The organism is Kouleothrix sp. (assembly GCF_046328425.1).
In the GTDB taxonomy this organism is placed as follows: domain Bacteria; phylum Chloroflexota; class Chloroflexia; order Chloroflexales; family Roseiflexaceae; genus Kouleothrix.
In genome coordinates, this window is sequence record NZ_JAXLWP010000014.1 from 28,534 (window position 1) to 53,316 (window position 24,783).

A 24,783-nucleotide genomic window follows, 5' to 3' on the forward strand; every position below is an offset into this window, starting at 1 on the left:
CACAGATCGCAGGCGACCAGCGTCCCATCTTTTGGTGTATCGATAAAGCTCACGCTATCACCTTTGGCTTCGTGGTATTGGCGCACGCCGCACGATGTACTGCTGTGCTTTCGCAGAGCGCCTGCGCGAAATACTGTTATTGATTATATACAACTATCACCCGTTTTCAATTGTGCATTTTGTCTAACTGAGCTACGCTAAGCACTGGAAACAGCGAGATGCGGTACAGCTTTTTGTACAAACGACCTCGATATCAGCATACACCGGCGGCCGGGGCGCAAGCGGCGGCGAGCGCAGCGCCAGCCGGCGCATCGCTGGCGTGGCTGCTGATGAGCATCCCAGGCGGCGCGCTAGCTGCGCTGGTAGTAGCCGGGATCGTCGCCGGCCGAATTGGGGTGCCGATCAGCGGCGCGCTGCTATTAGTCGCGGCCGGCATTGGCGCGCTTGGCCACGCCGCCGCGCTAGCGCGCTCGCCAGTGGCGTTACGCCCGGCCGAGCTCGCCGCCACGACCCTCGGCGCCCTGGCAACCGCCGGCATGGCGCTGGCGCTGGCGTGGCCCAGCCTGCTGCCGCTTGGCATTTCGGTCGACGCGGTACACCACTTCCAGATGGTCGACTGGATCGCCGGGCACCGCGCGCTGCCGCCATTGAACGACGACACGCGCGGCCTGCTTGGCGAGATGAGCGCGTACCCGCCTGGCTTCGCGCTGCTGGTGATCGCGCTGGCACGCGCCAGCGGCCTGCCGGCGCTCGAGGCAATGTACCCGGCGGCGGCGTTGCTTGGCGGGCTGGTGGCCGGCATGGCGGTTCTGCTCGCCGCGCAGGCCGCGCCCGACGCCGGTGCGCGCCGCAGCGCGGCGGCCGAAGCAGCGCGGGCGCTGGCGCTGCTGATCGGGCCGCTGCTGCTCCTGACGCACCGCACATTCTCCCTCGAGGCGCTGATCGACCACAGCTACTACACCATGGTGTTCGGCGTGTTTCTGACGCTGCTCGCAATTGGCCACGCGACTCCAGCAGCGGACTGGACGCCCGGCGCAGCCGCGCGGTTTGGCCTGGCGCTCGCAGCGCTGGTGGCTACCTACCCGCTGTGGGCGCCGCTGCCGGCCGCGCTGGCGGCCCTGGTGCTCTACCGGCAGCGCCGCACCGCGCCACTCGCCGATGCGCGCCCATGGCTGGCCTTTAGCCCCGCCCTGGCGCTCGCGCTGCTCGATCTGCCAGAGCGGATCGGCGCCGGGCAGGCAGTGCTGGCGCACCAGGGGCTCGTGGCAACGCCAACCGCCGAGCGCCTGGTGCCGCTGCTGCTGGCGCTGCCTGGCGCGGCGCTGCTGCTGGCCTCGCGAAAGGGCTGCGGGCTCGTGCGCGCCGCCGCGCTGGCCGCCGGCGCCGCGCTGCTGCTAGCCATTGCAAGCGGGAGCGGTGTTGTCGCAAGCTACCACGCCTACAAGCTGCTATTTGTGCTGACGCCACTGGCGGCCGCGATCGTGGCGGCTGCCGCAGCGTACCTGCTCGCGACGCCAGGCTGGCCGGCGCGCGCACTGGCTGCTGGCGCGCTCGTGCTGGCGCTGGCACTGAGCGGCAGCTTCCAGATCGTGCCGGCGCGCCCGATCCAGCTGCTCACGCCCGATACCGTCGCGGCGGCGCGCTGGCTACGCGAAGCCAACCCCTCTGCAGCCGCCAGCGCGCCGCTGGTGGGATCGCCGCTCGGCCCGCTCGCCTACTGGGTGCAGATCGGGCTGCTTGGCCAGCGCCGCGACAGCGCCGACATCGCCCGGCGCGATCTGACCGCGCCGCAGCCGGCCACCGAGAGCTGGCTGATCGATACCAAGCAGCCGAAGATCGCCATCCTCGCCGGCGCCGAGCCGATACCGACCGGCGCGCACCTGCTGCGGCAGTTCGGCACGGCCGCGATCATCGAACGCGACCACCCGCTCGACATCGCCGCGCTCAACCCGCTGACGATTCGCTATCGTACGTTCTGGGAAGATGGCCGGCTCAAAACCGCGATCGAGCTGCGCCACCCGCTCGCGGGCCGCCTGCCGCAGCTCGAGGTCGGGCTGTATGCGGGCGACACGCCCGTCAACCGCTTTGTGCTGGTGCCCGACGAGCAGCGCACGCGCACGCAGTACCTCGGCGCCGACATGCTGCCGGCGACACTGGCCGGCGAGGGCTACGTGAACGTAAGCGCGTACCCCTCTTTCGCGGCGCCGGCATTCCAGCCAACCGGCGCGCTGACGCTGACGCTGCGCCTACTGATCGATGGGCTGAGCGTCGACGAGCGCGCGCTGGCAACATTCTCACGCGCGACCGACGGCCGGCTCGAGCAGCTTGTAGCCCATAGCGGCGAGCTGGTGTATGTGCGCCATACCGCCGCCGGCACAGCCATGCACAGCAGCGCGCTAGCCTTCGGCGACAGCCTGCGGCTGGACGGATGGGGCGCTCCGCAGCGCGCGCGGGCCGGCGCGCCGCTGGCAATTGGCCTGCGGGCAGGCCGCCAGGCGTATCGGCCGGGCGCTGTTCCCCGAGGGGCGCCTGCTCGACGCCAGCGGCGCGCCGGTCGCCAGCAGCCTGGCCGCGCCACAGGATGGCTTCTACCCCACCTGGCTGTGGCGCCCCGGCGAGAGCGTACCCGAGCAGCGCACACTCGCGCTGCCGGCCGGGATCGCGCCCGGCAGCTACCGCCTGAGTGTGCGCGTTCACGATTTCGCGAGCCGGCAACTGGTTGGCAGCGAACAAGAGCTGGGCAGCGTGGCGATCGAGTAGGACGACAGCGCGCCCACGCCACAAATATGCTACAATAGCGTACACACCAGCCCCGCCACAGCCGATATGGTTAGATAATGCGAGGGGACGGCTCGATGCAGAGCGCAACGATTCTTGTCGTTGACGATGAACCACCTATCCTCGATCTCATCGCCAGCTACTTGCGCGCCGATGGCTTTGCCGTTTCGACCGCCCAAGACGGCCCGACTGCGCTTGCCCAGGCGCGGGCAATCCGCCCCGATCTGATTGTGCTCGACGTGATGCTGCCCGGTATGGACGGCCTGGAAGTCTGCCGCCGCATCCAGCAGGAGTTCGACGTCTACGTGCTGATGCTCACCGCGCGCGCCGAAGAGATCGACAAAATCGTCGGCCTGTCGGTCGGCGCCGACGACTACCTGACCAAGCCGTTCAGCCCGCGCGAGCTCGTGGTGCGCGTGAAAACCATCCTGCGCCGCAGCCGCACGCTCGGGCCGCGCCAGGTGCAGCACGCCCCCGAGCGGCCGGCGCTGCGCTTCGACGACCTGGTGATCGACCCGGACACTCGCGAGGTGTGGCACGACAGCAGCCAGATCGACCTGACGCCGCGCGAGTTCGACCTGCTGTACGCCCTGGCCGAGCAGCCTGGCCGCGTCTTCAACCGCGACCAGCTGCTCGAGCGCGTGTGGGGCCACGATTTTGCCGGCATCGACCGGGTTGTGGACGTGCACATCGGGCTGCTGCGCCGCAAGCTCGAAGACGACCCCACCAACCCGGCAATCATCCAGACGGTGCGCGGCGTCGGGTACAAGTTCGTCGGGCGGCGCCGCTGATATCGCGGTTCGCAGATCTGCGCCGTAATCTGCAATCCGCAATCTACAAATTCGTATGGGCTGGCTAAGGCACCTGCGCTGGAAGCTGTTTGTCTCGCACCTGTCGATCCTAGTGATCGGCGTGCTCGTGCTGCTCGCTACCGCACACTTTCTCGCCAGCACCCAAATGGTGCCGGATCCGCAGCTGAGCCTCGGGCAATCGGCCTCGGAAACCGGCCAGGTGACCGACGACACCCAGCCGGCCGGCGCGATCAGCCAGCAGGTACACTTTCAGGCCGTGGTCGACCAGAGCATGCTGATCTCGGCATTCGCGGCGCTGGCGGCGGCGGTGGTGGTGAGCCTGTTCGTCTCGCGGCGGATCGTCGAGCCACTGCAAGAGCTGACCTTCACCAGCCAGCGGCTGGCGCGCGGCCACTACCACGAGCGCACCACCACGCGATCCGACGACGAGCTGGCCGACTTGAGCCAGAGCATCAACCAGCTGGCCGAGGCGCTGGAGCAGACCGAGCAGCGCCGCCTGGCGCTCCTGGCCGATGTTGCACACGAGCTGCGCACCCCGCTGACCACGATCGAGGGCTATATGGAAGGGCTGATCGACGGCGTGATCGCGCCCGAGGAGCATATCTTCGCGATGATCCAGCACGAGGCCGCGCGGCTGAAATGGCTGATCGAAGAGCTGGCGCTGCTTTCGCGCGCCGAGGCCGGCCAGCTGCGCGTGGCGCCCCGGCCGCTGGCGCTGCGCGTCAGCCTGCGCCACGTGATCGCCCAGTTTCAGCCGCAGTTCAACGCCAAAGGCGTATACCTGGCCAGCAACCTACCGCCCGACTTGCCCGAGATCATGGCCGACCCCGACCGGCTCGAGCAGATCCTGATCAACCTGCTTTCGAATGCCCTGCGCTACACTGCGGCCGATGGCCAGGTGACAATCGCCGCCGAGGCGCACGATTACTTCGTGCAGATCAGCGTGCGCGACACCGGCATCGGCATCAGCGCCGAGCACCTGCCGCATATCTTCGAGCGCTTCTACCGCGTCGATAAATCGCGCGCGCGCCACAGCGGCGGCACCGGTATCGGCCTGACGATCACGCGCCACCTGGTGTACGCCCAGGGCGGCGAGATCTGGGCCGATAGCGATGGCCCAGGCCGCGGCACCACCTTCTACCTGACACTGCCAGTGCACGACGCCGTCGCGGCCGCCGCGTAACCAAACCTAGCCGACAGCAGAACATATGCAACAGGTGCTGACATTCAACTGGATCGGCCTGCTTCAGCTGATTGTGCTGTGGATGCTGATCGTCTTCGTGGCGGTGTGGGTGCTCGACTGGCTGTTTCCGCCGCTGCACCGCGACGAAAGCGAGCTGCCCACGTCGGGCAGCGCGCGCCAGCCGAACCGGCGCGCGCGCCTGCGCGTGCCGGGCCGGGGGCAGCCCGCGCCCGCAAGCCCAGCCGCAGCCAGGCCAGCCGGCCAGATCGACCAGCCGGCCTGGCGTGCAAACCTGCGCCTGATCGGCCTGATGCTGCTGATCTGGGCCGGCGTATCGTTTGTGCCGGCCGCGCTCTCGCCGCAGCTCAACCAGCTGCAGATCCTGACCGGCTTCCCGCTCGGCTACTACATGGGCGCCCAGGGCTCGCTGGTGGTGTTTCTCGGGCTGATCACCGCCTACGCCTGGCGCGCAGCCCACCTCGAGCGCCGCCTCACCGCGCTGCGCCTGCCCGAGGGCACGCGCGCCGGCCGGGCCGGCATCCGCCGCCTGGGCATCATCTACATCCTGTTCACCGCCGGCTTCATCCTGTTCGCGCTGCTGGTGGGCACGCTTGAGCAGCGCTTCAGCCTGCCGGCGGCCTTCAGCGGCTGGGCGCTGATGATCGTCATGATCGGCTTGTACGCGGTGATCGGCATCGCCAGCCGCACCCGCAACCTCGACGAGTACTTCGTAGCCGGGCGCCGCATCCCGGCCTTCTTCAACGGCATGGCCATCGGCGCCGACTGGATGAGCGCGGCCTCGTTCATTTCGCTTGCCGGCACGCTGTGGCTGCTGGGCTACGAGGGCCTGGCCTACATCATGGGCTGGACGGGCGGCTACGTGCTGCTGGCGCTGCTGCTGGCGCCCTACCTGCGCAAGTTCGGCCAGTACACCATCCCCGATTTTGTGGCCACGCGCTACGAGGGCCACCGGCCGCGCGTGGTGGCGGCGGTGATCGGCGTGATCATCTCGTTCACCTACCTCACCGCGCAAGTCACCGGCATCGGCATTATCATGAGCCGCTTTCTGGGCGTGAACTACCTGGCCGGCGTGACGATCGGCCTCGGCGCGGTGCTGTTCTGCTCGTACCTCGGCGGCATGCGCGCGATCACCTGGACGCAGGTGGCCCAGTGCATTGTGCTGCTGATCGCCTACCTCACCCCCGTCACCATCCTGTCGTTCCGCTCGACTGGCGTGCCCATCCCGCAGATCATGTACGGCGAGGCGCTGCAGCAGATCACGCAGCTCGAAGCGGCGCAGGGCATCACCAGCTCGTATGTCACGCCATTCAACAACTGGACGCCCTGGAACTTCATGGCGCTGATGTTCTGCCTGATGGTCGGCACCGCCGGCCTGCCGCACATTCTGATCCGCTTCTACACCGTGCCCGATGTCGGCGCGGCCCGCCGCAGCGTGGCCTGGGCCATGCTGTTCATCTGCCTGCTGTACTTCACCGCGCCGGCCTACGCGGCGTTCTCGCGGCTCGAGGTGATGAAAAATGTCGTCGGCAAGCCGGTCACCGCCGTGCCCGAGTGGGCCGTCAACTGGGCGAATGTCGGCCTGATCGAGTACACCGACCTGACCACGCTCGAGCACACGCCGATCGCGCAGCTGCCGCGCTGGGCCGACCGGCTGGTGCAGAGCGGGGATCTGGTGATCGACGACCGCGACGGCGATGGGCTGATCGGCATGAGCGAGCTGAGCGGCCCGGCCACGCGCCCTACCGCCACCGCCAACCCGACCGATGGCATCCTGCAGTTCGATGAGCTGAAGATCGACCCCGACGTGGTGGTGCTGGCCACGCCCGAGATCGCCGGCCTGCCGCACACCGTCGCCGCGCTGGTGGCGGCCGGCGGGCTGGCGGCGGCGCTCTCGACCGCCGACGGGCTGCTGATGGTGATCGCCTCGGCGCTCTCGCACGACCTGTACACCCGCACGTTTTACCCGGCCAGCGCCACGCGCGAGCGCCTGCTGATCGGCCGCGCGATGATGTTTCTGGTGGCGGTGGCGGCGGCATTCGCGGCCACGCGGCGCCTGCCGCTGATCGTGCAGCTGGTGGCGTGGGCGTTCTCGTTCGCCGCGGCGACGTTTTTCCCCATCCTGGTGCTGGGCATCTTCTGGAAGCGCGCCAATGGCCGCGGCGCGGTGGCCGGCATGATCGCCGGGCTGCTGACGACGCTGCTGTATATGCTGCTGAATGTGCGCGACCCGGATTTCAATGTGCTTGGCATTACCAATGTGGCCGCTGGCGTGTTCGGCGTGCCCGTAAACTTCCTGGTGACGATCATCGTCAGCAAGCTTACCCCCCCGCCCTCGCCCGAGACACAGCATCTCGTCGATACGCTACGCTAGAGCTAGGGCTTTTTGCTATAAGAGCCTGTTTGAACAGGGGTGCGCGAGGGTGTCATAGCCCCTCGCACTGCCCTTCTGGCGGGTGGCGGCCACATTCGTGGCCGCCACCCACCAGAACGAGTGATAGTTGGAGGAACTTCGTCCCTCCAAACTACCCTTTTCAGACAGCTTCCCAGGACAAACGCGGTTGGCGCGCTCTGCCGCAGGCTCAATCGCATACCCTGAGGAAGCTGAATCACGCAGGTGCGTAACTCCTAGCTGTTTACGCTGCCGCCAACCTTTACACAATCTTTACAGATCATAGCGGCTGGGCTTGCTGTGACGCACTCGCGCTGTGAAGCGCGCGCCGCGCATATTTACACAAAATTCACCATAACCTTGATCGGGCTTGACAATCAGCCTCTATTATTCCAGCATCACGAAACGACCCTGAAGCAAATACCTCTGGCGCTCGTGTGCGCATGCCCGCAATGTTTTGGCCAGAACAGTGCGCTGCGTACCCGCCAGCTATGCTCAGCACCGGCGAGCGCGAGTGGCGCGACACTTGGCGGCGAGCCGCGGCACAACAACGGCAGATATTGCTTGAGTGTGGCATGAAGGAGGTTAATGGCACACATAGCCCTGGCTCCCGAACCATCGCAGACCGCCGAAACCGAACGCATCAACGCAGTGACGCAAAAGCCGTAAGCTCAAAGGAGACATTTGTATGGCTACGATGGCACGCGCCGTACCCTCTACCGCAGTCGACACCCGCACAATCTGGAAGGTCATCCTTGCCTCCGCGCTGGGCACGATGATTGAGTGGTACGACTTCTACATCTTCGGCAGCTTGGCGACAGTGATCGCCAGCAAGTTCTTCCCAGCCGAAAACGCCACCGCGGCACTCCTCTCGACCCTCGCGACTTTTGGCGCCGGCTTTGCGGCGCGCCCGTTCGGCGCGCTGGTGTTCGGGCGCATCGGCGACCTGGTTGGCCGCAAGTATGCCTTCCTTGTGACGCTGCTGATCATGGGCGGCGCCACCACGCTGATCGGCTTGCTGCCGACCTACGCGTCGATCGGCATCCTGGCCCCAATCCTTCTGGTATTCATCCGGATCATGCAGGGCCTGGCGCTCGGCGGCGAGTACGGCGGCGCGGCAGTGTACGTGGCCGAGCACGTGCCCGACAACAAGCGCGGCTACTACACCAGCTTCATCCAGATCACCGCGACGCTGGGCCTGTTCGTGTCGCTGGCGGTGATCCTGATTGTGCGCGGCTCGATGCCGACGGCTGCCTTCGCCGACTACGGCTGGCGCATTCCGTTCCTGCTGTCGATCCTCTTGGTGGGCATCTCGGTGTACATCCGCTCGAAGATGAAAGAGTCGCCGCTGTTCACCAAGCTCAAGAGCGAGGGCAAGACGTCGACCGCGCCGATCAAGGACAGCTTCGGCAAGGCGCGCAACTGGCGCACGTTCTTCATCGTGCTGCTGGGCGCGGCCGCCGGCCAGGCGGTGGTGTGGTACACCGGCCAGTTCTATGTGAACACCTGGATGAAGAGCGCGCTCAAGCTCAACGCCACCACCGCCGATACGATCGTGGCGATCGCGCTGCTGATGGGTATGCCATTCTTCGTGGTGTTCGGCGCGCTCTCGGATCGCTTCGGCCGCAAGAAGATCATGATGGCCGGCAACCTGCTGGCGGCGATCGGCTTCTACCCGATCTTCCAGGGCATCAAGGCTGCCGCCGGCGCGATCACGCCCGAGGTGAAAGACGCCGCCGGCAAGGTGGTGACGCCGGCCGTGGCCGCGAACCCCGACACCGTGACGATCACGCTGCTGATCTTCCTGATGCTGCTGTTCGTGACGATGGTGTACGGCCCGATCGCGGCGTTCCTGGTCGAGTCGTTCCCGGCCAAGATCCGCTACACCTCGGTGTCGCTGCCGTACCACTTCGGCAACGGCTACTTCGGCGGCTGGCTGCCGTTCATCGCCACCGCGCTGGTGGCCAGCACCGGCAATATCTACGCCGGCCTGTGGTTCCCGATCGGCGTGGCGATTATGACCTTCGTGGTCGGTATGATCTTCCTGAAGGAGACCAACCACGTCTCGATCCACGACGAGACCGAGGAGTCGTACCCGTCGCCGGCCTAGCGATACGCTGAGCGGCACAAACAGCCGGCGGCTGGCCAATGGCCAGCCGCCGGCTTGTATGTTGGCGAGCGTGCGGCGCTATGGGCGCGCTCGGCCGCGCAGGTAGCGCAGCCCAAACGTCAGCGCCAGCGCCAGCACCAGCGCGACCAGCCAGGGCACCGGCGTGCGGGTCAGCATCGACACGCCGTAGAATACCCCGAGCAGCACGGTGAAGATCATGGCAAACGCCAGGATCAGCCCCTCCCAATTCGGCCCCTGTGATGGCATGGTTGGTTCCTTTTGCTTCCCGCCCGATGCGGCCCAGTATACCACGCGCCCAGCTCGCGCGGGCTTGCGCCCCAAGCGCCGAAAGCGAGGTTGGTGGTATCCGAAAAGCCGGCGGCGCATGCCTCGTGGCGCGCTCGGCAGAACCGTGCCACAGCCAAACAGCCAAAGCAATGCTTGCCCACGGCAATCCATAATGCTATACTTACCCGTGCCCAACACCTATCGCGCCGATCAGCGAAGCCACTACAACGTCAAGGAAGGTATCATGGCCGTTGCGTCCGAGCTGGCTCCGCCGCCCGAGCTGCTGAGCCCATACCACGATCGCACCCGCTATATCAACCGCGAGCTTAGCTGGCTCGAGTTCAACCGCCGTGTGCTTCTGGAAGCGCTCGATGAACGCCACCCGCTGTTCGAGCGCGTGAAGTTCCTCTCGATCTTCAGCACCAACCTCGACGAATTCTTCATGATCCGCGTGGCCGGCATCAAGCAGCAGGTCGCCGCCGGCGTCGCCGGCCGCTCGCCCGACGGCAGCACCCCCGCCGAGCAGCTCGCCGCCATCCGCCGCGCCGTCCTGGCGCTGGCCGATCAGCATCGCGCCTGCTGGCTCAACGACATCCAGCCGCGCCTGCGCGCCCAGGGCATCCACGTGCTCGATTACGACGAGCTGAACGCGCGCCAGCGCGCCTACTGCAAAGATTATTTCGAGCGCGAAGTGTTTCCGGTGCTCACGCCGCTGGCGTTCGACCCCAGCCATCCCTTCCCGCAGATCTCGAACCTGAGCATCAACCTGGCGGTGGTGATCAACGACCCCGAGGAGGGCGAGCTGTTCGCGCGCGTCAAGGTGCCGGCGGTGCTGCCGCGGCTCATCCCGATCGGCGGCAGCTCGTGCGCCACGCCCGAGCACATCCCGCCCGAGCGGCGCTACTGCTTTGCCTGGCTCGACCAGGTGATCGCCGAGAATGCCGACGCGCTGTTCCCCGGCATGGCCGTGACCGAGGCGTATGTCTTTCGTATCACGCGCAACGCCGATGTCGAGATCCAGGAGGAAGAGGCCGCCGACTTGCTGCGTACGATCGAGCAGGGCGTGCGCCGCCGCCGCTTCGGCGCGGTGGTGCGCCTGACGATCCAGCCGAACATGCCCCAGCGCATCCGCGACCTGCTACTGGTGAACCTGAAGCTCACGCCCGAGGATCTGTACGAGGTGCGCGGCCCGCTCGGCCTCGCCGATGTGATGGCGCTCACCAAGATCGACCGGCCCGACCTGAAAGACCCGCCGTTCTACCCCAAGGCGCCGCCGATCTTGCGCCACGCGCGCACCAGCGCCGAGATATTCGGCGCGATCCGCCAGCAGGACATCCTGCTGCACCACCCCTACGACTCATTCCAGCCGCTGGTCGAGCTGATCGAGGCCGCCGCCGAAGACCCCGAGGTGCTGGCGATCAAGCAGACGCTCTACCGCGTCGGCAGCAACTCGCCGATCGTCAAGGCGCTGATGCACGCCCGCGACCAGGACAAGCAGGTGACGGTGCTGGTCGAGCTGAAGGCGCGTTTCGACGAGGAGAACAACATCACTTGGGCGCGCGCGCTCGAGCGCGCCGGCGTGCACGTGGTGTACGGCCTGGTGGGGCTGAAAACCCACGCCAAGATCGCGCTGATCGTGCGCCGCGAGTACGACGGCCTGCGCCGCTATGTGCACCTGGGCACCGGCAACTACAACGCCGGCACCGCGCGCGTGTACACCGACCTCGGGCTGCTGACCTGCCGCCCCGATATTGGCGCCGACGTGTCCGACCTGTTCAACTTTCTCACCGGCTACTCGCGCCAGTCGCGCTACCGCAAGCTGCTGGTGGCGCCGGTCAACCTGCGCGAGCGGCTGACGCTGCTGATCGAGCGCGAGATCGCGCATGCCGCCAGCGGGCGCGCCGGCCACCTGATCTTCAAGCTCAACGCGCTGGTCGATCCGGCGATGATCGACCTGCTGTACCAGGCCTCGGCGGTGGGCGTGAAGGTTGATCTGAATGTGCGCGGTATGTGCTGCCTGCGGCCGGGCGTGCCGGGCATGAGCGAGAACATCAGCGTGCGTAGCGTGATCGGCCGCTTCCTCGAGCATAGCCGGATCTACTACTTCGCCAACGATGGCGCGCCCGAGGTGTACCTGGGCAGCGCCGACCTGATGCAGCGCAACCTCGATCGCCGCGTCGAGACGCTGTTCCCGATCGAAGACCCGGCGCTGGTGGCGCATATTCGCAACGACTTGCTGGCGGTGTATCTGCGCGATAACACCCGCGCCCACGTGCTTCAGCCCGACGGCTCGTACCTGCGCGCGCGGCCCGGCGAGGGCGAACCGACGATCGACAGCCAGGCCGCATTCTCGGTTGGCCGCCAGATCCCGCCTGAATGACAGGACGTACGCGGTCGCCTGCGATATCGGCTTGTTCTGCCTGCGGCAGCATGGTACTCGCTTTCTTGTGTGCTGAGATGTTGGCGCAAAGCGCCAGCATCTCAGCACCATCCATGAAAAAGTACCGCTCTGCCGAAGGCAAAAACCCGCACCGCGTAAGTCCTGTGAATAGGATACGGATAGGAGATTGGCGCGCGGCAGATCCACGCGCCACAACCTGCAACCCGATGAGCTACCGCCTGTTTATCGCCACACCGCTGCCGCCGGCCGTGAAGGCCGCGCTTGCGGCAGCCCAGACACGCCTGGGCCGAGGCGGCGCGCCGATCAAGTGGGTCGCGCCTAGTTCGATGCACCTCACGCTGCGCTTTCTGGGCGAAACCGACACCACGCTGCTGCCAACGATTGGCCCGACAATCCGGCAGAGCATCCAGGGCTACCCGGCGTTTCAGCTGAGCCTGACCCACGTGAGCGCGTTCCCAAACACCCGCCACCCCAACGTGGTGTGGGCCGGCGTCGGCGGCGCGGTCGAGGCGCTGGGGCGGCTGGCAGGCGAGATCGAGCGCGCAATGGTCGCGATCGGCTTCCAGCCCGAGAAGCGCGCGTTTCGCCCACACCTTACGCTGGGGCGCGCACGCCACGGCGCCGCGCAAACAGCGCTCGAGCGGCTGGGCGACACCATCCGCGCGCTGCCGCAGCTGCCGCCGGTCGCATGGCTAGCGCAGCACGTGAGCCTGCTGCGCAGCGAGCTGCAACCCGGTGGGCCGATCTACACCGAGATTGCAGATTGCCAACTGGCGGGCGATCCGCAGTCGGATATCACACTCGCTTGAAGTGGCGCTGGCGGCCTTCCGCCCAGCCAGCCGGTAGTGCTCCGCGCGGCGGCACGGCGCGACCCACCGCAAACCACGGGCAATCAGGCGAGTATGAAATGGGGCAACGATGTTGGGCGATCGTCTCCAGCGCATTCTGGTGTGGATGCTGATCGTAGCAGTGTCGGTGTACCTGCTCGAGCGGCTGTTCTTCCTGACGGCGCTGTTCGCCACGCCGCTGCTGCTGTTTGGCCTGGCCTGGCTGGCGTCGCTCGTCCTCAAGCCGCTGGTCGACTGGCTGACCATGCTCACGCTGCCGGTGCCGTTCGTGTCGCACCGCGCCGCCACCGGCGCAGTCACACCCACATGGCGGCTGCCGCGCGCGCTGGCGGTGTCGCTGGTGTATGTGGCGATCATCGCACTGGTGGTGGTGCTGGTAGTGTCGCTGGTGCCAATCATCGAGCCGCAGCTGGTTGGCATCGACGAGACGCTGCCAAACGCGGTGAGCCAGATCTCGCTGTGGATCACCGGCCTGGAGAGCGAGCTGCAGCGCGTAGGCTTTCGCGGCAACATCGCGCGCATCGCGCAGCCCGAGGCGCTGGCGCAGCAGGCGACGACTCTCGGCAGCACGCTCATCCAGCAATCGCTCGGCATCGCCAGCGGCATCGCCACACTGCTGATCGACCTGATCCTGGTGCTGATTCTCAGCTACTACATGACGCTCGACGGCCCGCGCATCGCCGACAAGTTCTTGCAGCAGCTGCCCGAGCAGTGGCGCGACGACACCGTGCGCTTCTTTACGATCGTCAACCACACCTTTGGCGGCTTTCTGCGCGCCCAGCTGATTCAGGGGTTTATCTACGGCATTGCCACGGCGATGGTGATGACCGGCCTTGGGCTGGACTATGTCGCGCTGGCGAGCGTGATCGCCTCGATCATTGTGCTGGTGCCCATCATCGGCAGCGTGCTTGGCGTCATCCCACCGCTGGTGATCGCGATCATCGACCGGCCCGACAGCGTGCTGCTGATGGTGCTGGTGCTGGCGGTGGTGCAGCAGGTGTTGTTCAACATGATCATGCCGCGCCTGATGGGGCGGATCGTGGGGCTGCACCCGCTGCTGGTGTTTGCCGCCATCCTGGTGGGGGCGACGGTTGCCGGCGGCTGGGGCATTCTGTTTGGCATTCCAATCGCCGGCGTGGTGGCGGCGGTGCTGCAGTTCATCTACGGGCGCACGACGATCGCGCCGGCCCCACCAGCTCCACCCGAGCCGCAGGCCGAGCCGCGCAGCGACCCGCGGCCATCCGCAGGCGACCACCGGTCGATTTGATAGGCTTCTAGAAGTTACGCACTTGCGTGATTCGGCTTCCTCAAGCGACGAGATTGAGCCTGCGGCAGCATGGTGCTTGCTTGATCTTCGGTGTGCGGTTTTCCGCGCCCCGCGCGAAAACCGCACACGATACGGAGAATTGTACCGCCCTGCCGAAGGCTGAGGGCGCCAAGCAAGTCCTAAGAGCCTGTTTGAAAAGGGGTGCGCGAGAGGCATAGCCCCTCGCACTTCCCTTCTGGCGGGTGGCGGCCACATTCGTGGCCGCCACCCGCCAGAAAAGTGGAAACTTGGAGGGACAAAGTCCCTCCAAACCACCCTTTTCAAACAGCTTCTAAGGCTTCATTGGTGGGGGTTTGGGGGCACTATGCGCCCCGGCGCGTCTGCGCGGACACCCGCTCGACGATCGTCGCGGCAAGGCGCGCCACCGCCGCAGGATCGACCACCCCGGAAGCCTCGCGAGCAGCAACCACATCGCTCAGCCAGCCATAGGTCGAGTCGGCCAGGGTGATCAGCAGTTCCCACTGGTTATCGGCCAGCCGCGTGACGCGCTGGCGCGGCGCGGCCGGCTCGTATGGCGTGAGCGGCTGGCTGCCGGTGTAAGGCGGCGGCTCAGGCGGCATGGCCGGCTCGGGCGCCTGCGTGCGCGCGGCCAGGTGGTACTGGTAGGTCGCCTCGAACTCGCGCAGCGCGCCGATCGCCAGGTGAAAGTAGTCGATCATGCCGTAGTACTCGCCGCGCTTGACATCTTTGCGCATCGCCTCGGCCATCAGCGCGTCGCGCCGATCGACCAGCGACTGCCAGCGCAGCAGTGCCGGCGATTCGTCGCCGAACACCAGCTGCGCCACATTGTGCACGGCCGTCTCCCACGCCTGAAACTCGCTAAAGCGCATCATCACGGCCGAGGGAACATTCTCGCGGCCGCGCTCGGCGCTCTGGTGCAGGCGCCCGATCATATCGCGCGCGTCGTCGATCAGTGGTTGAAACATGCAATCTTGCTCCTCGGGCCACAGCAGCCAGATCCCGCCCTGCCGCTCATCGAGCATAATCCTAGCAGGTAGCCGCGCGATGTCAAGCGCATGCGCGCAAGCTTCAGGGCTGGTGCAACGTCTTTCGCCCCTCCGCGTGGCCACTTGCCTGATAGGCGAGCGGAGTGAGAGCCGGCGTTGCACGGGCCATGGCGCAATTTGACGCGCCTGCGGCTCTCCCCTATAATACGCGCTTGCCAGGTGCTACCGGTCATCGTACGCTCCCCGGCGATTTCCACGTTTTCTAGAAAGTGCACGGACCAAGCGGTATGGTCGCTCCAGAACGACGAAAACCGATGATCGCCGTCTGCGGCGCCGGCCAATGCGATAGCGGCACCGCCGCGCTGGCCGAGATGGTTGGCCGAAGCGTCGCCGCAGCCGGCGCGACGCTGGTATGCGGCGGGCTGGGCGGCGTGATGGCGGCGGCGTGTCGCGGGGCGCGCGGCGCCGGCGGCACCACGGTTGGGATCCTACCGGGCAACGACGCCGCCGCAGCCAACCCCGACGTGCAGGTGCCGATCGCCACTGGCATCGGCGAGGCGCGCAATGCGATCATTGTCTGCAGCGCCGACGTGGTAATTGCGATCGGCGGCGAGTACGGCACGCTCTCGGAGATCGCCCTGGCGCGCAAGCTTGGCCGCCCGGTGATCGGGCTGCGCACCTGGAACCTGGGCCGCGACGACGCTGGCGAGCCGCACGTGCTGGCGGTCAACTCGCCCGAGGCGGCGGTGGCGGCAGCGCTGTCATACTGCAAGCGCCGCTAGCAGCTCGGCAGCGCTGCGTGCCCGGCCCGCGGCCAGCGCCGCATCTCCACCAAACGCCATGATCCGGCTCCACGCCCCCACTAGATTAACCCAACGGTAATCGCTCTATCAGGCGCCCGTCAGCGGCGCGTCAGCCATGCGCAATATAATCGCCTATACAGCGCCGCTAACGCCCGTGCCGGCGAACTCAGGGTACTCTCACTAGAGGAGCAGACAATGCGGAACCGTGCCTTTGCCGCCCTTTTGATCCTTTCGATCCTCAGCGCGTGGGTGGCCTGGCCGAGTGCCGGCGCCGCCGCGCCCCGCCGGCCCGAAGACGTGCCCGACACGCTGCCGCCGTTCATGTCGCAGTACTTCAACGAAACACAGCACGCGGCCATGAACTCGTTTCTGGCATTCTGGCAGCGCACGCCGAACGCACTGTTCGTGCTGGGCTACCCGATCTCGCAGCCGTTTATCGAAGAAAGCTTCACCAACCCCGGCGAGTTCTACCGCGTGCAGTACTTCGAGCGCGCCGTGCTGGAAGAGCACCCTGAGAACGCCGGAACGCAGTTCTACATCCTTGGGCGCCTGATGGGCAACCAGATCATTCGCGGCCGCGAAAGCCAGGCGCCATTCCAGCCGGTGGCCGACCCTGGCGACGGCACGTTTGACGCCGCGACCAGCCACACGCTGCGCGATAGCCCGGCGCCGTTCCGCAGCTTCTGGCTCGGCAACGGCGGCCTCGAGGTGTTTGGCCGGCCCAAATCCGAGCCGTTCCAGGAAGTCAACCAGGCCGACGGCCGCACATACTGGGTGCAGTACTTCGAGCGCCAGCGCATGGAGTGGCACCCCGACGAGCCCGACCCGCGCTACCAGATCTTGCTGGGCCTGCTGGGCAACGAGTACCGCGACGCCAAGCACAAAGGCGAGGCGGCGTTCCAGCCGATCGGCCCCGACCAGGTGCCCAACCCGACGCCCAACCCGCAGACGTCGTCGTTTGTATATGGCTTCAACGCCATCCTGTACGGCCAGGGCCAGCCCTGGCAAGATCGCCAGCGCGTGCTGAACGCCTCGAAAGGCGCCGGCGTCGGCTGGATCCGCCAGCAGGTGCGCTGGATGGATCTGCAGGGCGCGCCGGGCACACCATGCTTCCAGATCTGCTGGGGCGAGCTCGACAACATCGTCAACGACTCGGCCAACGCCGGCGTGAAGCTGCTGATTAGCGTGGTGGCCGCGCCCAGCTGGGCTACCCCCGACGGCCGCAACGGCATGCCCGCGCGCGAGCACTTCAACGATTTCAATAGCTTCATGGGCAATATGGCGCTGCGCTACCGCGGCAAGGTGCAGGCGTACGAGATCTGGAACGAGGAAAACCTGGCCCACGAGAACGGCGGGCGCGTCGCCAACGCCAGCTTCTATATGGATATGCTGGTGGGCGCGTCGCAGGCCATCCGCGCCGCCGACCCAGGCGCGATCATTGTGTCGGGCGCGCCTTCCTCGACCGAGACGAACCGCTCGGACGTAGCGATTAGCGACATCACGTTTCTGCGCCAGATGTTCGCCGACGGCCGCTTCCGCGCGAGCGTCGACGTGATTGGCGCGCACCCCGGCGGCCAGGCCAACCCGCCCGACACCTTCTGGCCCGATAACCCCGGCCCCGGCCCGGGCTGGACGACCAGCCGCGAGTTTTACTTCCGCCGGCTCGAAGACGTGCACCAGGCGATGGTCGACAGCGGCCTCGGCGACATGAAGGTGTGGGTGACTGAGTTCGGCTGGGCTACGCGCAACAACACGCCGGGCTACGGCTTCGGCAACAACACCTCGCAGCAGGAGCAGGCCGACTACATCGTGCGCGCCTTCCAGATGGGCCGCCACGACTACGCGCCGTGGGTCGGCGGGATGTTCTTGTGGCAGCTGAACTTCGCGACGCTGTGGAAGTTCCAGGGCAACGAGCTGCACGAGCAAGCCTCGTTCGGCGTGCTGAACGGCGACTGGAGCCCGCGCCCGGCGTATACCGCCATCCAGCAGATGCCCAAAGACTAGGCAGCAGGCAGCCAGAGACGCCTGCAGGGCAACCATTCAAGAGCCGAGAACCACGCGACGCCGGGTTCTCGGCTGTTGATTCGCGGCCCGCCACTTCGCTTGATTACTGACACTTTGGTGAGGGTTTGGGGGGCGGCTTCGCCGCCCCCAAATTTCGTATTGTGTTGCACGACGTGGCGAAGCCACGTCGTGCAACACGATCTCTACGTGATCAAGCGAACAGCGTATTACGCACTTGCGCTCTTCGGCTTCCTCAAGCGACGAGATTGAGCCTGCGGCAGCAAAGACAGTGATCATACGGAGTTGGTGTAACGCGCGCGCCGGCTCATACGTCATCACTTCCGGCGCAACCAGCCGTCAGCTTGCGCTCAGGGGGCCGCGTTTCAGCCCGCGCGCGAATTCGTGTACAATACGGCCATTACTACAAAGCATTGTCGTATCAAGGAGATGCTTGTGAAGACGCCTTTCGCACATATGCGAAGCATTGCCGCAACAGCGCTGCTGGTGCTGCTGCTGCCCACGCTGGCAGCCTGCGGCGGCGCGCCCGACACTGCCGCAAACCCAACCGCCGCGCTGCCGACCGCCGCGGTGGTGGCCACTGCCCAGCCCACGGCTGGCGCGCCAACCGCCGAGGCAACCGCCGCCGCCGAGCCGACCGCTGCGGCCGAGCCGACCGACGGCGCCCCGGCCGAGCCGATTGTCGAGCCGGGCAAACCGATCAAAATGCCACACCTGAACTTCGGGATCGTCAACCACCTGTACTATACCGACCGCGACCGCGTGCTGACGCTCGACGGCATCGCCGGCTTCGACTGGGTGCGCCAGCAGGTCGTGTGGAAAGACGTTGAGGGCCCCAACCCCGGCGACTACGCCTGGGGCGAGCTCGACAAGATCGTCGACGACGTGGCGGCCAAAAAGTTCAAGCTGCTGGTCAATATCGTGCAGGCGCCGGCGTTCTATAACGAGACGAACGGCCTGCCAAGCGACCCGGTATCGATGGGCAACCTGGTTGATGCCATGGTGAAGCGCTATGGCAAGAAGATCGGCGCCTACGAGATCTGGAACGAGCAAAACCTGGCGCACGAGAATGGCGGCCGCGTGACCGAGGCCGACGCCGGACACTATGTCGACATCCTGGTCGAAAGCTATAACCGGATCAAAGCGATCGACCCGAGCATCATTGTGCTGGCCGGCGCGCCCTCATCGAGCGGCGTGAACGACCCGGCAATCGCCGTGTCGGACGAGAACTACTACCGCGCGATGTACCGCTACAAAGACGGCATCATCAAATCGCACTTCGACGCGCAGGGCGTGCACCCCGGCGGCTCGGCCAACCCGCCCGACACCATGTGGCCCGACAACCCGAGCAAGGCCGACGGCTGGGTCAACGACCCGACGTTTTACTTCCGGCATGTCGAAAATGTGCGCAAGTTCATGGAGCAAGAGGGTGTCGGCGATCACCAGATCTGGATTACTGAGTTTGGCTGGGCAACCAAGAACGACACGCCGGGCTACGAGTTCGGCAACCAGGTGTCGTTCGACCAGCAGGCCGAGTATATCGCCGGCGCGATCAAGATGGCCTACGATAAATATCGCTACGACGATGGCTCGCCGTGGATGGGCAATATGTTCCTGTGGAATATGAACTTCGCGGTGATCTGGGCGCAGAACAACCCACCCAACCCACTGAACGAGCAGGCTTCGTTCGGCATCCTGAACCCCGACTACAGCCCGCGGCCGGCGTTCAACCGCCTGCAGGGTCTGCTGGCGCAGCTCAAGAAAGACCAGGGGCGGTAGAGATTACGTCAACTACACGCAGCCAGGGCGCCTTCACCATCGGGCGCCCTGGCTTTTTTGTGGAACCCGCCAGCGGCGTGGTATCATGCCCGCCATGACGATAAGCGAACCACAATCGATCGCGCTGGTAGACTCGGCGCTGGCGCACACCGACGCCACGGCGCTGCGCGAGGCGCTGGTGGCAGTGCTCGGCGGCCCCGGCGCGGCGCTGCGGCTGCGCGCGCTCGACCACGCCGGCCTGCTGACGCGCGCCATCCCCGAGCTCGAGCCGGCCCGCCACACCGACCAGCCGATCGTCCACTTTCTCTCGGTGCTCGACCACTCGATCGAGACCGTGGCGGCAGTGGAGTGGCTGCTCGCGCAGATCGACCAGATCGCGCTGCCCGACGAGGCGCTGCCCGCCGCCATTCGCGCCAACCCCAGCCTGGCCTACCGCAGCCGCTACGCCGCTCAGCTGCGCGAGCATATCACCCAGCCAGTCGGGCGCTACCCGCGCCCGGCGCTGTTCAAGCTCGGCGCGCTTCTGCACGATATCGCCAAGCCGCAGACCAAGCAAGACAAGCCGGGTGGCGGCGTCAGCTTCCACGAGCACCAGACGATCGGCGGCGAGGTGGCCGCCGGTATCGCGCGGCGGCTGGGGTTCGAGCCAGGCGAGGCCGGCTACATCCGCGCGGTCGTGCGCGAGCACATGCGGCCGGGCCAGCTCGCCGCGCAGGGCGAGGTGACGCTGCGCGCGGTACAGCGCTTCTTCAGCGCCACCGGCGACGCCGGCCCCGACGTGCTGCTGCACCTGCTGGCCGACCACATGGCCACGCGCGGGCCAAACCTGAGCGTGCGCAGCTGGATCGCTCAGGCGCAGTGGATCGACGCGCTGCTCGAAACGATCTGGGGCGAAGAGGTCGCGATCACGCCGCCGCTGGCGAATGGCGACGACCTGATGCGCGAGCTTGGGCTGCGGCCCGGCCCGCAGATCGGGCAGCTGCTGGCGGCGATCGGCGAGGCCCAGGCCAGCGATACGATCGCGACGCGCGAAGAAGCACTGGCGCTGGCGCGGCGCATGTTGGAGCGGGCCAGGCGCTAGCCACCAGGCGGCAAGTTGCGGCCGTGAAGCGTATTCTTCAGGCGCTACCACACCCGCCGAGGCACGCGCCGGGCATACTCGGCGTACTCGGGGTATTTCTCGCGCAGCCACAGCTCTTCGCGGCGAGCCTTGCGATCGAAGAACAGCGCCAGCAGCAGGCTAAGCAGCAGCGAGGGCGGGCTGGCGCGCAGCAGCGACCACGCCAGGGCTATCAGCAAGATGCCACTGTAGATCGGATGGCGCACCACGCCATACACACCGCTCTGCACCAGCTGGCCCTGCTCGCGCGGGCGCGGAAACGGCGTAAGGTTCGGGCCGAGAGCGCGCGCGCCGGCCAGCGCCACGCCAGTTCCAGCCGCGCCCACGGCAACCCCGGCAAGCCCGAGCGGCGTACGCACGGCCTCGGGCAGCTCGGGCAGGCCCGGCAGCCGGCGCGGCGCCAGCACAACCGCCGCGAGCAAGACAGCCTGGCCGGCAACCCAGATCTCGCCGCGATCTTGCTTCACCTTCATAGCCATCGCTCCCTCGCTGATTTTCATTTTGCGAAATAGCGCCTGTACAAAGCTATTGCGAACCGCATCGCGGCGTATTATACTTCAGAAGCCCTTGATTTTACGCAAGAACACGCCATGCATGCCGCTACGTTTGCAACAATTGCGGATATCACCGATATGCTCGCAAACCACGAGTATATCGCCGACGTGGGGCTGAGCACCAGCCTGTTTCTGGCGCTGCGCATGGGCAAGGCGCTGCTGCTTGAGGGCGAGCCGGGCGTAGGCAAAACCGAAGTGGCCAAGGTGCTGAGCGCGAGCTTCGATACGCCGCTGATCCGGCTGCAGTGCTACGAGGGCATTGATGTGGGCCAGGCGGTGTATGAGTGGAACTACCCGCGCCAGCTGCTCGAGATCCAGGCGCGCCAGCAGCGCGCGCCGGGCGAGCCGGGCAGCGCCACCGGCGAACTGTATACCGAAGCATTTCTGCTGCGCCGGCCGCTGCTGCAGGCGATCGACCAGAGCAATGCCAAAGCCCCGGTGCTGCTGATCGACGAGCTCGACCGCGCCGACGAGGAGTTCGAAAGCTTCCTGCTCGAGCTGCTCTCCGACTTTCAGATCACCATCCCCGAGCTAGGCACGCTGCGCGCCGCACATCGCCCGATCGTGATCATCACATCGAACCGCACCCGCGAGCTTCACGACGCACTCAAGCGGCGCTGTGTCTACCACTGGATCGATTACCCGCCGCACGACAAAGAGCTCGCGATTGTCCGCCGCAAGGCGCCCGGCATCGGCGCACGCCTGGCCGCGCAGGTTGTCGGCTTTGTGCAGGCGCTGCGGCGGCAGGAGCTCGCCAAGCACCCCGGCGTGGCCGAGACGCTCGACTGGGCCGCGGCGCTCGAGCACCTGAACGCGCAGGCGCTCAGCCCCGAGCTGGTGCAGGCCACGCTCGGCATCATCCTGAAGTACCAGGACGATGTCGATAAGCTGCGCGGCCCGCTGGCCGCCGAGCTGCTGGAGCAAGCCGGCGGCTAGGCGCTAAGCGCCCACAGGTTGCGCAGATTCCACAGATAAAGTCAATCGCCCATCTGCGTAATCTTTAAGAGCCTGTTTGAAAAGGGGATGCGCGAGGGGCTATGCCTCGCACTTCTTCTGGCGGGTGGCGGCCACGAATGTGGCCGCCACCCGCCAGAAAAAGTGGAAACTTGGAGGGACAAAGTCCCACCAAACCACCCTTCTGCGGAAGGCTGAGCGCGCCAACTGCGTAAGCCCTAACAATGATTGCCACACATGGAAACCCAAGGCCGCGCGTTTCTGAATAACTGTGTGCTGTTTGCCGGGCTGCTGCGCCAGGCCGGCATCCCAATCGGCACCGACCAGGTGCTCGAGCTGGCGCGCGCGCTGGAATGGATCGACCTGGGCGAGCGCGAGCAGGTGTACCACACCGCGCGCAGCCTGCTGATCCGCCGCCACGAGCACCTGCGGCTGTTCGACGCGATCTTCAGCCGGTTCTGGCGCCGGCCGAGCGCCGAGCTGGCGCGCGCGCGCCAGACAATGCCACGCGCGCCGCGCCACAAGCGCCGCGAGCAGCCGTTCACGATCGTGACGTATATGGCCTACAAAGCGCGCCTGGGCGACCCCGAGGTCGACGTGAGCGATAAATCAGGCACAGCCAGCAGCGCCGAGATATTGCAGCGTAAAGACTTCTCGCAGATGACGCCCGAGGAGCTCGAGCAGATCAAGCGGCTGATCGCCCGGCTGCGCTGGCAGATCAGCCTGCGCGAGACGCGGCGGCGGCGGCGCGACCGCGCTGGCGATCAGCTGCACATGCGCGCGATCGTGCGCGAAGCGGCGACACATGGCGGCGTGCCGCTGCAGCTGGCGTGGCAGCGCCGCACGCTGCGCCAGCGCCCGCTGGTGCTGATCGCCGACATCAGCGGCTCGATGGAAAAGTACGCCCGGCTGCTGCTGCAGTTCCTGTACAGCGTGGCCCACAGCCTGGCGCGCGTCGAGTGCTTTGTGTTCGGCACGCGGCTGACGCGCGTCACCGGGCAGCTGCGCGTGCGCAACATCGACCAGGCGATCGACGCAGCCGCGCGCGAGGTGGTCGACTGGGCCGGCGGCACGCGCATCGGCGAAAGCCTGCACACCTTCAACCGCCAGTGGGCCGGCCGCGTGCTCGGGCGCGGCGCGGTAGTGCTGGTGATCAGCGATGGCTGGGAGCAGGGCGACGGCGCCGTGCTGGCGCGCGAGCTGCGCTTTCTGCGGCGCCGCTGCCACCGGCTGATCTGGCTCAACCCGCTGGCCGGCCGCGCCGGCTACCAGCCGCGTGTCGGCGGCATGCGCGCGGCGCTAGAGCAGGCCGACGACCTGCTGCCGATCCATAATTTTCAAAGCCTGGCCAACCTGGCGGATCAGCTCGGCCAGCTTGGCCGGGCGCGCAGCCGCTGATTGTGCCGAATTCGGCGTAGCAGCGCGCTATAGTGCGCCACAGCTCGGCAAGCGAAGAAAGGAGCGCAGCCAACCGACATCGCCATCGCAACCACGCCATCGAATGGTTCAGACCTGAACGCGAAGGGAGCAATGATGATCCCAGGAACCTTCGACTACCTTGCGCCGAGCACGATCGACGAGGCGATCGCGGCGCTGGCGGCCCACGGCGACGACGCCAAGATCCTGGCCGGCGGCCAGAGCCTCATCCCGGCAATGCGCTTTCGGCTCGCATCGCCGACCGTGCTGATCGACATCAACCGCGTGGCCGGGCTTGAGTATCTGCGCGAGGAGGCCGGCTACCTCGCGATCGGCGCGCTGACGCGCGAGCACGCGCTCGAGCACGCCGCCGAGCTGATGCGCGGCTACCCGCTGCTCGCCGACGCCGCCCGCGTGATCGCCGACCCGCTGGTGCGCAATCGCGCCACCGTTGGCGGCAATATCGCGCACGCCGACCCGGCCAACGACCACCCGGCCGTGATGCTGGCCTATGGCGCCGAGATGGTGGCGCGCGGCCCCGGCGGCGAGCGCCACATCCCGATCGACGATTTCTTCCTCGGCCTGTTCGAAACCGCGCTCGCCCACGACGAGCTGCTGACCGAGATCCGCATCCCCAAGCCCCAGCCCGGCGCCGGCGGCGCCTACCTCAAGATCGAGCGCAAAGTCGGCGACTACGCCGTGGCCGCAGTGGCCGTGCAGCTGGCGATCGACGGCAGCCGCGTATCTGCCGCGCGCGTGGCGCTCACCAACGTCAGCCCGGCGCCCATGCGATCGGCGGGCGCCGAGGCCGCCCTGGTGGGCCAGGAGCTGAGCGAGGCGACGCTCGAGGCAGCCGGGCGCGCCGCCGCCGCCGAGTGCGACCCTTCATCGGATCTGCGCGGCACCGCCGAGTACAAGCGCGACCTGGTGCGCGTGCTGGTGAAGCGCGCCGCGCGCAAGGCCGCCGAGCGAGCATCCGCCCGACCGTAAGGGCGAATGCTTCGCCCCACCGAGACGATCCGGCGACCGTA

The 24,783-nt window shown here is 66.7% G+C and carries 18 protein-coding genes; 15 read left to right on the forward strand and 3 right to left on the reverse strand.

Annotated elements, in window-relative coordinates; all coding sequences use genetic code 11:
- Positions 1-329: 329 nt before the first annotated feature.
- The 5 genes from U0177_RS14295 to U0177_RS14315 all read left to right on the forward strand — a co-directional run bounded on the left by U0177_RS14295 (position 330) and on the right by U0177_RS14315 (position 9,293).
- Positions 330-2,798, forward strand: coding sequence for a hypothetical protein (locus U0177_RS14295; protein WP_409571316.1), 2,469 nt, complete (start codon positions 330-332; stop codon positions 2,796-2,798).
- A 57-nt stretch (positions 2,799-2,855) separates the two neighbouring features.
- Positions 2,856-3,569, forward strand: coding sequence for a response regulator (locus tag U0177_RS14300; protein WP_409571317.1), 714 nt, complete (start codon positions 2,856-2,858; stop codon positions 3,567-3,569).
- Positions 3,570-3,624: 55 nt separating this feature from the next.
- Complete coding sequence (locus U0177_RS14305) at positions 3,625-4,773, forward strand: sensor histidine kinase (RefSeq protein WP_409571318.1); 1,149 nt, start codon at positions 3,625-3,627, stop codon at positions 4,771-4,773.
- A gap of 25 nt (positions 4,774-4,798) precedes the next feature.
- On the forward strand, positions 4,799-7,165 hold the full coding sequence (locus U0177_RS14310) for a VC_2705 family sodium/solute symporter (RefSeq protein WP_409571319.1): 2,367 nt from the start codon (positions 4,799-4,801) through the stop codon (positions 7,163-7,165).
- Positions 7,166-7,871: 706 nt separating this feature from the next.
- Positions 7,872-9,293 (forward strand): MFS transporter, encoded by a 1,422-nt coding sequence (locus U0177_RS14315; protein WP_409571320.1) that lies wholly within the window; start codon positions 7,872-7,874, stop codon positions 9,291-9,293.
- Positions 9,294-9,371: 78 nt separating this feature from the next.
- On the opposite strand, the gene U0177_RS14320 is transcribed toward U0177_RS14315, so the two are convergent.
- Entirely contained in the window at positions 9,372-9,560 is a 189-nt protein-coding gene (locus U0177_RS14320) for a hypothetical protein (RefSeq protein WP_409571321.1), read from the reverse strand.
- A 265-nt stretch (positions 9,561-9,825) separates the two neighbouring features.
- Between U0177_RS14320 and ppk1 the strand changes: the two genes are divergently transcribed.
- From ppk1 to U0177_RS14335, 3 genes are all read left to right on the forward strand, one after another.
- Positions 9,826-11,961, forward strand: coding sequence for a polyphosphate kinase 1 (gene ppk1 / locus U0177_RS14325; RefSeq protein WP_409571322.1), 2,136 nt, complete (start codon positions 9,826-9,828; stop codon positions 11,959-11,961).
- A gap of 227 nt (positions 11,962-12,188) precedes the next feature.
- The gene (gene thpR / locus U0177_RS14330) at positions 12,189-12,791 is read left to right on the forward strand and encodes an RNA 2',3'-cyclic phosphodiesterase (RefSeq protein WP_409571323.1); all 603 of its coding nucleotides are present in this window, start codon (positions 12,189-12,191) and stop codon (positions 12,789-12,791) included.
- Between the two features lie 109 nt (positions 12,792-12,900).
- A complete protein-coding gene (locus U0177_RS14335) occupies positions 12,901-14,097 on the forward strand; it encodes an AI-2E family transporter (RefSeq protein ID WP_409571324.1) in 1,197 nt (398 codons plus the stop codon).
- A gap of 362 nt (positions 14,098-14,459) precedes the next feature.
- Here the strand turns inward: U0177_RS14335 and U0177_RS14340 are convergent, their stop codons facing one another.
- Positions 14,460-15,083 (reverse strand): hypothetical protein, encoded by a 624-nt coding sequence (locus tag U0177_RS14340; protein ID WP_409571325.1) that lies wholly within the window; start codon positions 15,081-15,083, stop codon positions 14,460-14,462.
- Positions 15,084-15,418: 335 nt separating this feature from the next.
- On the opposite strand from U0177_RS14340, the gene U0177_RS14345 reads away from it, so the two are divergent.
- The 4 genes from U0177_RS14345 (at position 15,419) to U0177_RS14360 (ending at position 20,789) form a co-directional block, all read left to right on the forward strand.
- Entirely contained in the window at positions 15,419-15,886 is a 468-nt protein-coding gene (locus U0177_RS14345; protein ID WP_409571326.1) for a TIGR00725 family protein, read from the forward strand.
- Positions 15,887-16,102: 216 nt separating this feature from the next.
- A complete protein-coding gene (locus U0177_RS14350; RefSeq protein WP_409571327.1) occupies positions 16,103-17,911 on the forward strand; it encodes a cellulase family glycosylhydrolase in 1,809 nt (602 codons plus the stop codon).
- 453 nt (positions 17,912-18,364) lie between these two features.
- Positions 18,365-19,708: a hypothetical protein gene (locus tag U0177_RS14355; RefSeq protein WP_409571328.1), complete on the forward strand. Its 1,344-nt coding sequence runs from the start codon at positions 18,365-18,367 to the stop codon at positions 19,706-19,708.
- Between the two features lie 94 nt (positions 19,709-19,802).
- The gene (locus U0177_RS14360; RefSeq protein WP_409571329.1) at positions 19,803-20,789 is read left to right on the forward strand and encodes an HDIG domain-containing metalloprotein; all 987 of its coding nucleotides are present in this window, start codon (positions 19,803-19,805) and stop codon (positions 20,787-20,789) included.
- A gap of 44 nt (positions 20,790-20,833) precedes the next feature.
- Here the strand turns inward: U0177_RS14360 and U0177_RS14365 are convergent, their stop codons facing one another.
- Positions 20,834-21,301 (reverse strand): methyltransferase family protein, encoded by a 468-nt coding sequence (locus U0177_RS14365; protein WP_409571330.1) that lies wholly within the window; start codon positions 21,299-21,301, stop codon positions 20,834-20,836.
- A gap of 159 nt (positions 21,302-21,460) precedes the next feature.
- On the opposite strand from U0177_RS14365, the gene U0177_RS14370 reads away from it, so the two are divergent.
- The 3 genes from U0177_RS14370 (at position 21,461) to U0177_RS14380 (ending at position 24,742) form a co-directional block, all read left to right on the forward strand.
- Positions 21,461-22,318: an AAA family ATPase gene (locus tag U0177_RS14370; RefSeq protein ID WP_409571331.1), complete on the forward strand. Its 858-nt coding sequence runs from the start codon at positions 21,461-21,463 to the stop codon at positions 22,316-22,318.
- A gap of 255 nt (positions 22,319-22,573) precedes the next feature.
- The gene (locus U0177_RS14375) at positions 22,574-23,734 is read left to right on the forward strand and encodes a vWA domain-containing protein (protein ID WP_409571332.1); all 1,161 of its coding nucleotides are present in this window, start codon (positions 22,574-22,576) and stop codon (positions 23,732-23,734) included.
- A gap of 135 nt (positions 23,735-23,869) precedes the next feature.
- Positions 23,870-24,742 (forward strand): FAD binding domain-containing protein, encoded by an 873-nt coding sequence (locus tag U0177_RS14380; RefSeq protein WP_409571333.1) that lies wholly within the window; start codon positions 23,870-23,872, stop codon positions 24,740-24,742.
- Positions 24,743-24,783 lie beyond the last annotated feature (41 nt).

Coding starts and splice junctions, on each gene's coding strand:
- U0177_RS14350 (WP_409571327.1), top strand. CDS start 16,103: ATGCGGAACCGTGCCTTTGCCGCCCTTTTGATCCTTTCGATCCTCAGC.
- U0177_RS14305 (WP_409571318.1), top strand. CDS start 3,625: ATGGGCTGGCTAAGGCACCTGCGCTGGAAGCTGTTTGTCTCGCACCTG.
- U0177_RS14365 (WP_409571330.1), bottom strand. CDS start 21,301: ATGAAGGTGAAGCAAGATCGCGGCGAGATCTGGGTTGCCGGCCAGGCT.
- U0177_RS14335 (WP_409571324.1), top strand. CDS start 12,901: ATGTTGGGCGATCGTCTCCAGCGCATTCTGGTGTGGATGCTGATCGTA.
- U0177_RS14375 (WP_409571332.1), top strand. CDS start 22,574: ATGGAAACCCAAGGCCGCGCGTTTCTGAATAACTGTGTGCTGTTTGCC.
- U0177_RS14300 (WP_409571317.1), top strand. CDS start 2,856: ATGCAGAGCGCAACGATTCTTGTCGTTGACGATGAACCACCTATCCTC.
- U0177_RS14315 (WP_409571320.1), top strand. CDS start 7,872: ATGGCTACGATGGCACGCGCCGTACCCTCTACCGCAGTCGACACCCGC.
- U0177_RS14320 (WP_409571321.1), bottom strand. CDS start 9,560: ATGCCATCACAGGGGCCGAATTGGGAGGGGCTGATCCTGGCGTTTGCC.
- thpR (WP_409571323.1), top strand. CDS start 12,189: ATGAGCTACCGCCTGTTTATCGCCACACCGCTGCCGCCGGCCGTGAAG.
- U0177_RS14295 (WP_409571316.1), top strand. CDS start 330: ATGAGCATCCCAGGCGGCGCGCTAGCTGCGCTGGTAGTAGCCGGGATC.
- U0177_RS14310 (WP_409571319.1), top strand. CDS start 4,799: ATGCAACAGGTGCTGACATTCAACTGGATCGGCCTGCTTCAGCTGATT.
- U0177_RS14380 (WP_409571333.1), top strand. CDS start 23,870: ATGATCCCAGGAACCTTCGACTACCTTGCGCCGAGCACGATCGACGAG.
- U0177_RS14345 (WP_409571326.1), top strand. CDS start 15,419: ATGATCGCCGTCTGCGGCGCCGGCCAATGCGATAGCGGCACCGCCGCG.
- U0177_RS14340 (WP_409571325.1), bottom strand. CDS start 15,083: ATGTTTCAACCACTGATCGACGACGCGCGCGATATGATCGGGCGCCTG.
- U0177_RS14370 (WP_409571331.1), top strand. CDS start 21,461: ATGCTCGCAAACCACGAGTATATCGCCGACGTGGGGCTGAGCACCAGC.
- ppk1 (WP_409571322.1), top strand. CDS start 9,826: ATGGCCGTTGCGTCCGAGCTGGCTCCGCCGCCCGAGCTGCTGAGCCCA.
- U0177_RS14360 (WP_409571329.1), top strand. CDS start 19,803: ATGACGATAAGCGAACCACAATCGATCGCGCTGGTAGACTCGGCGCTG.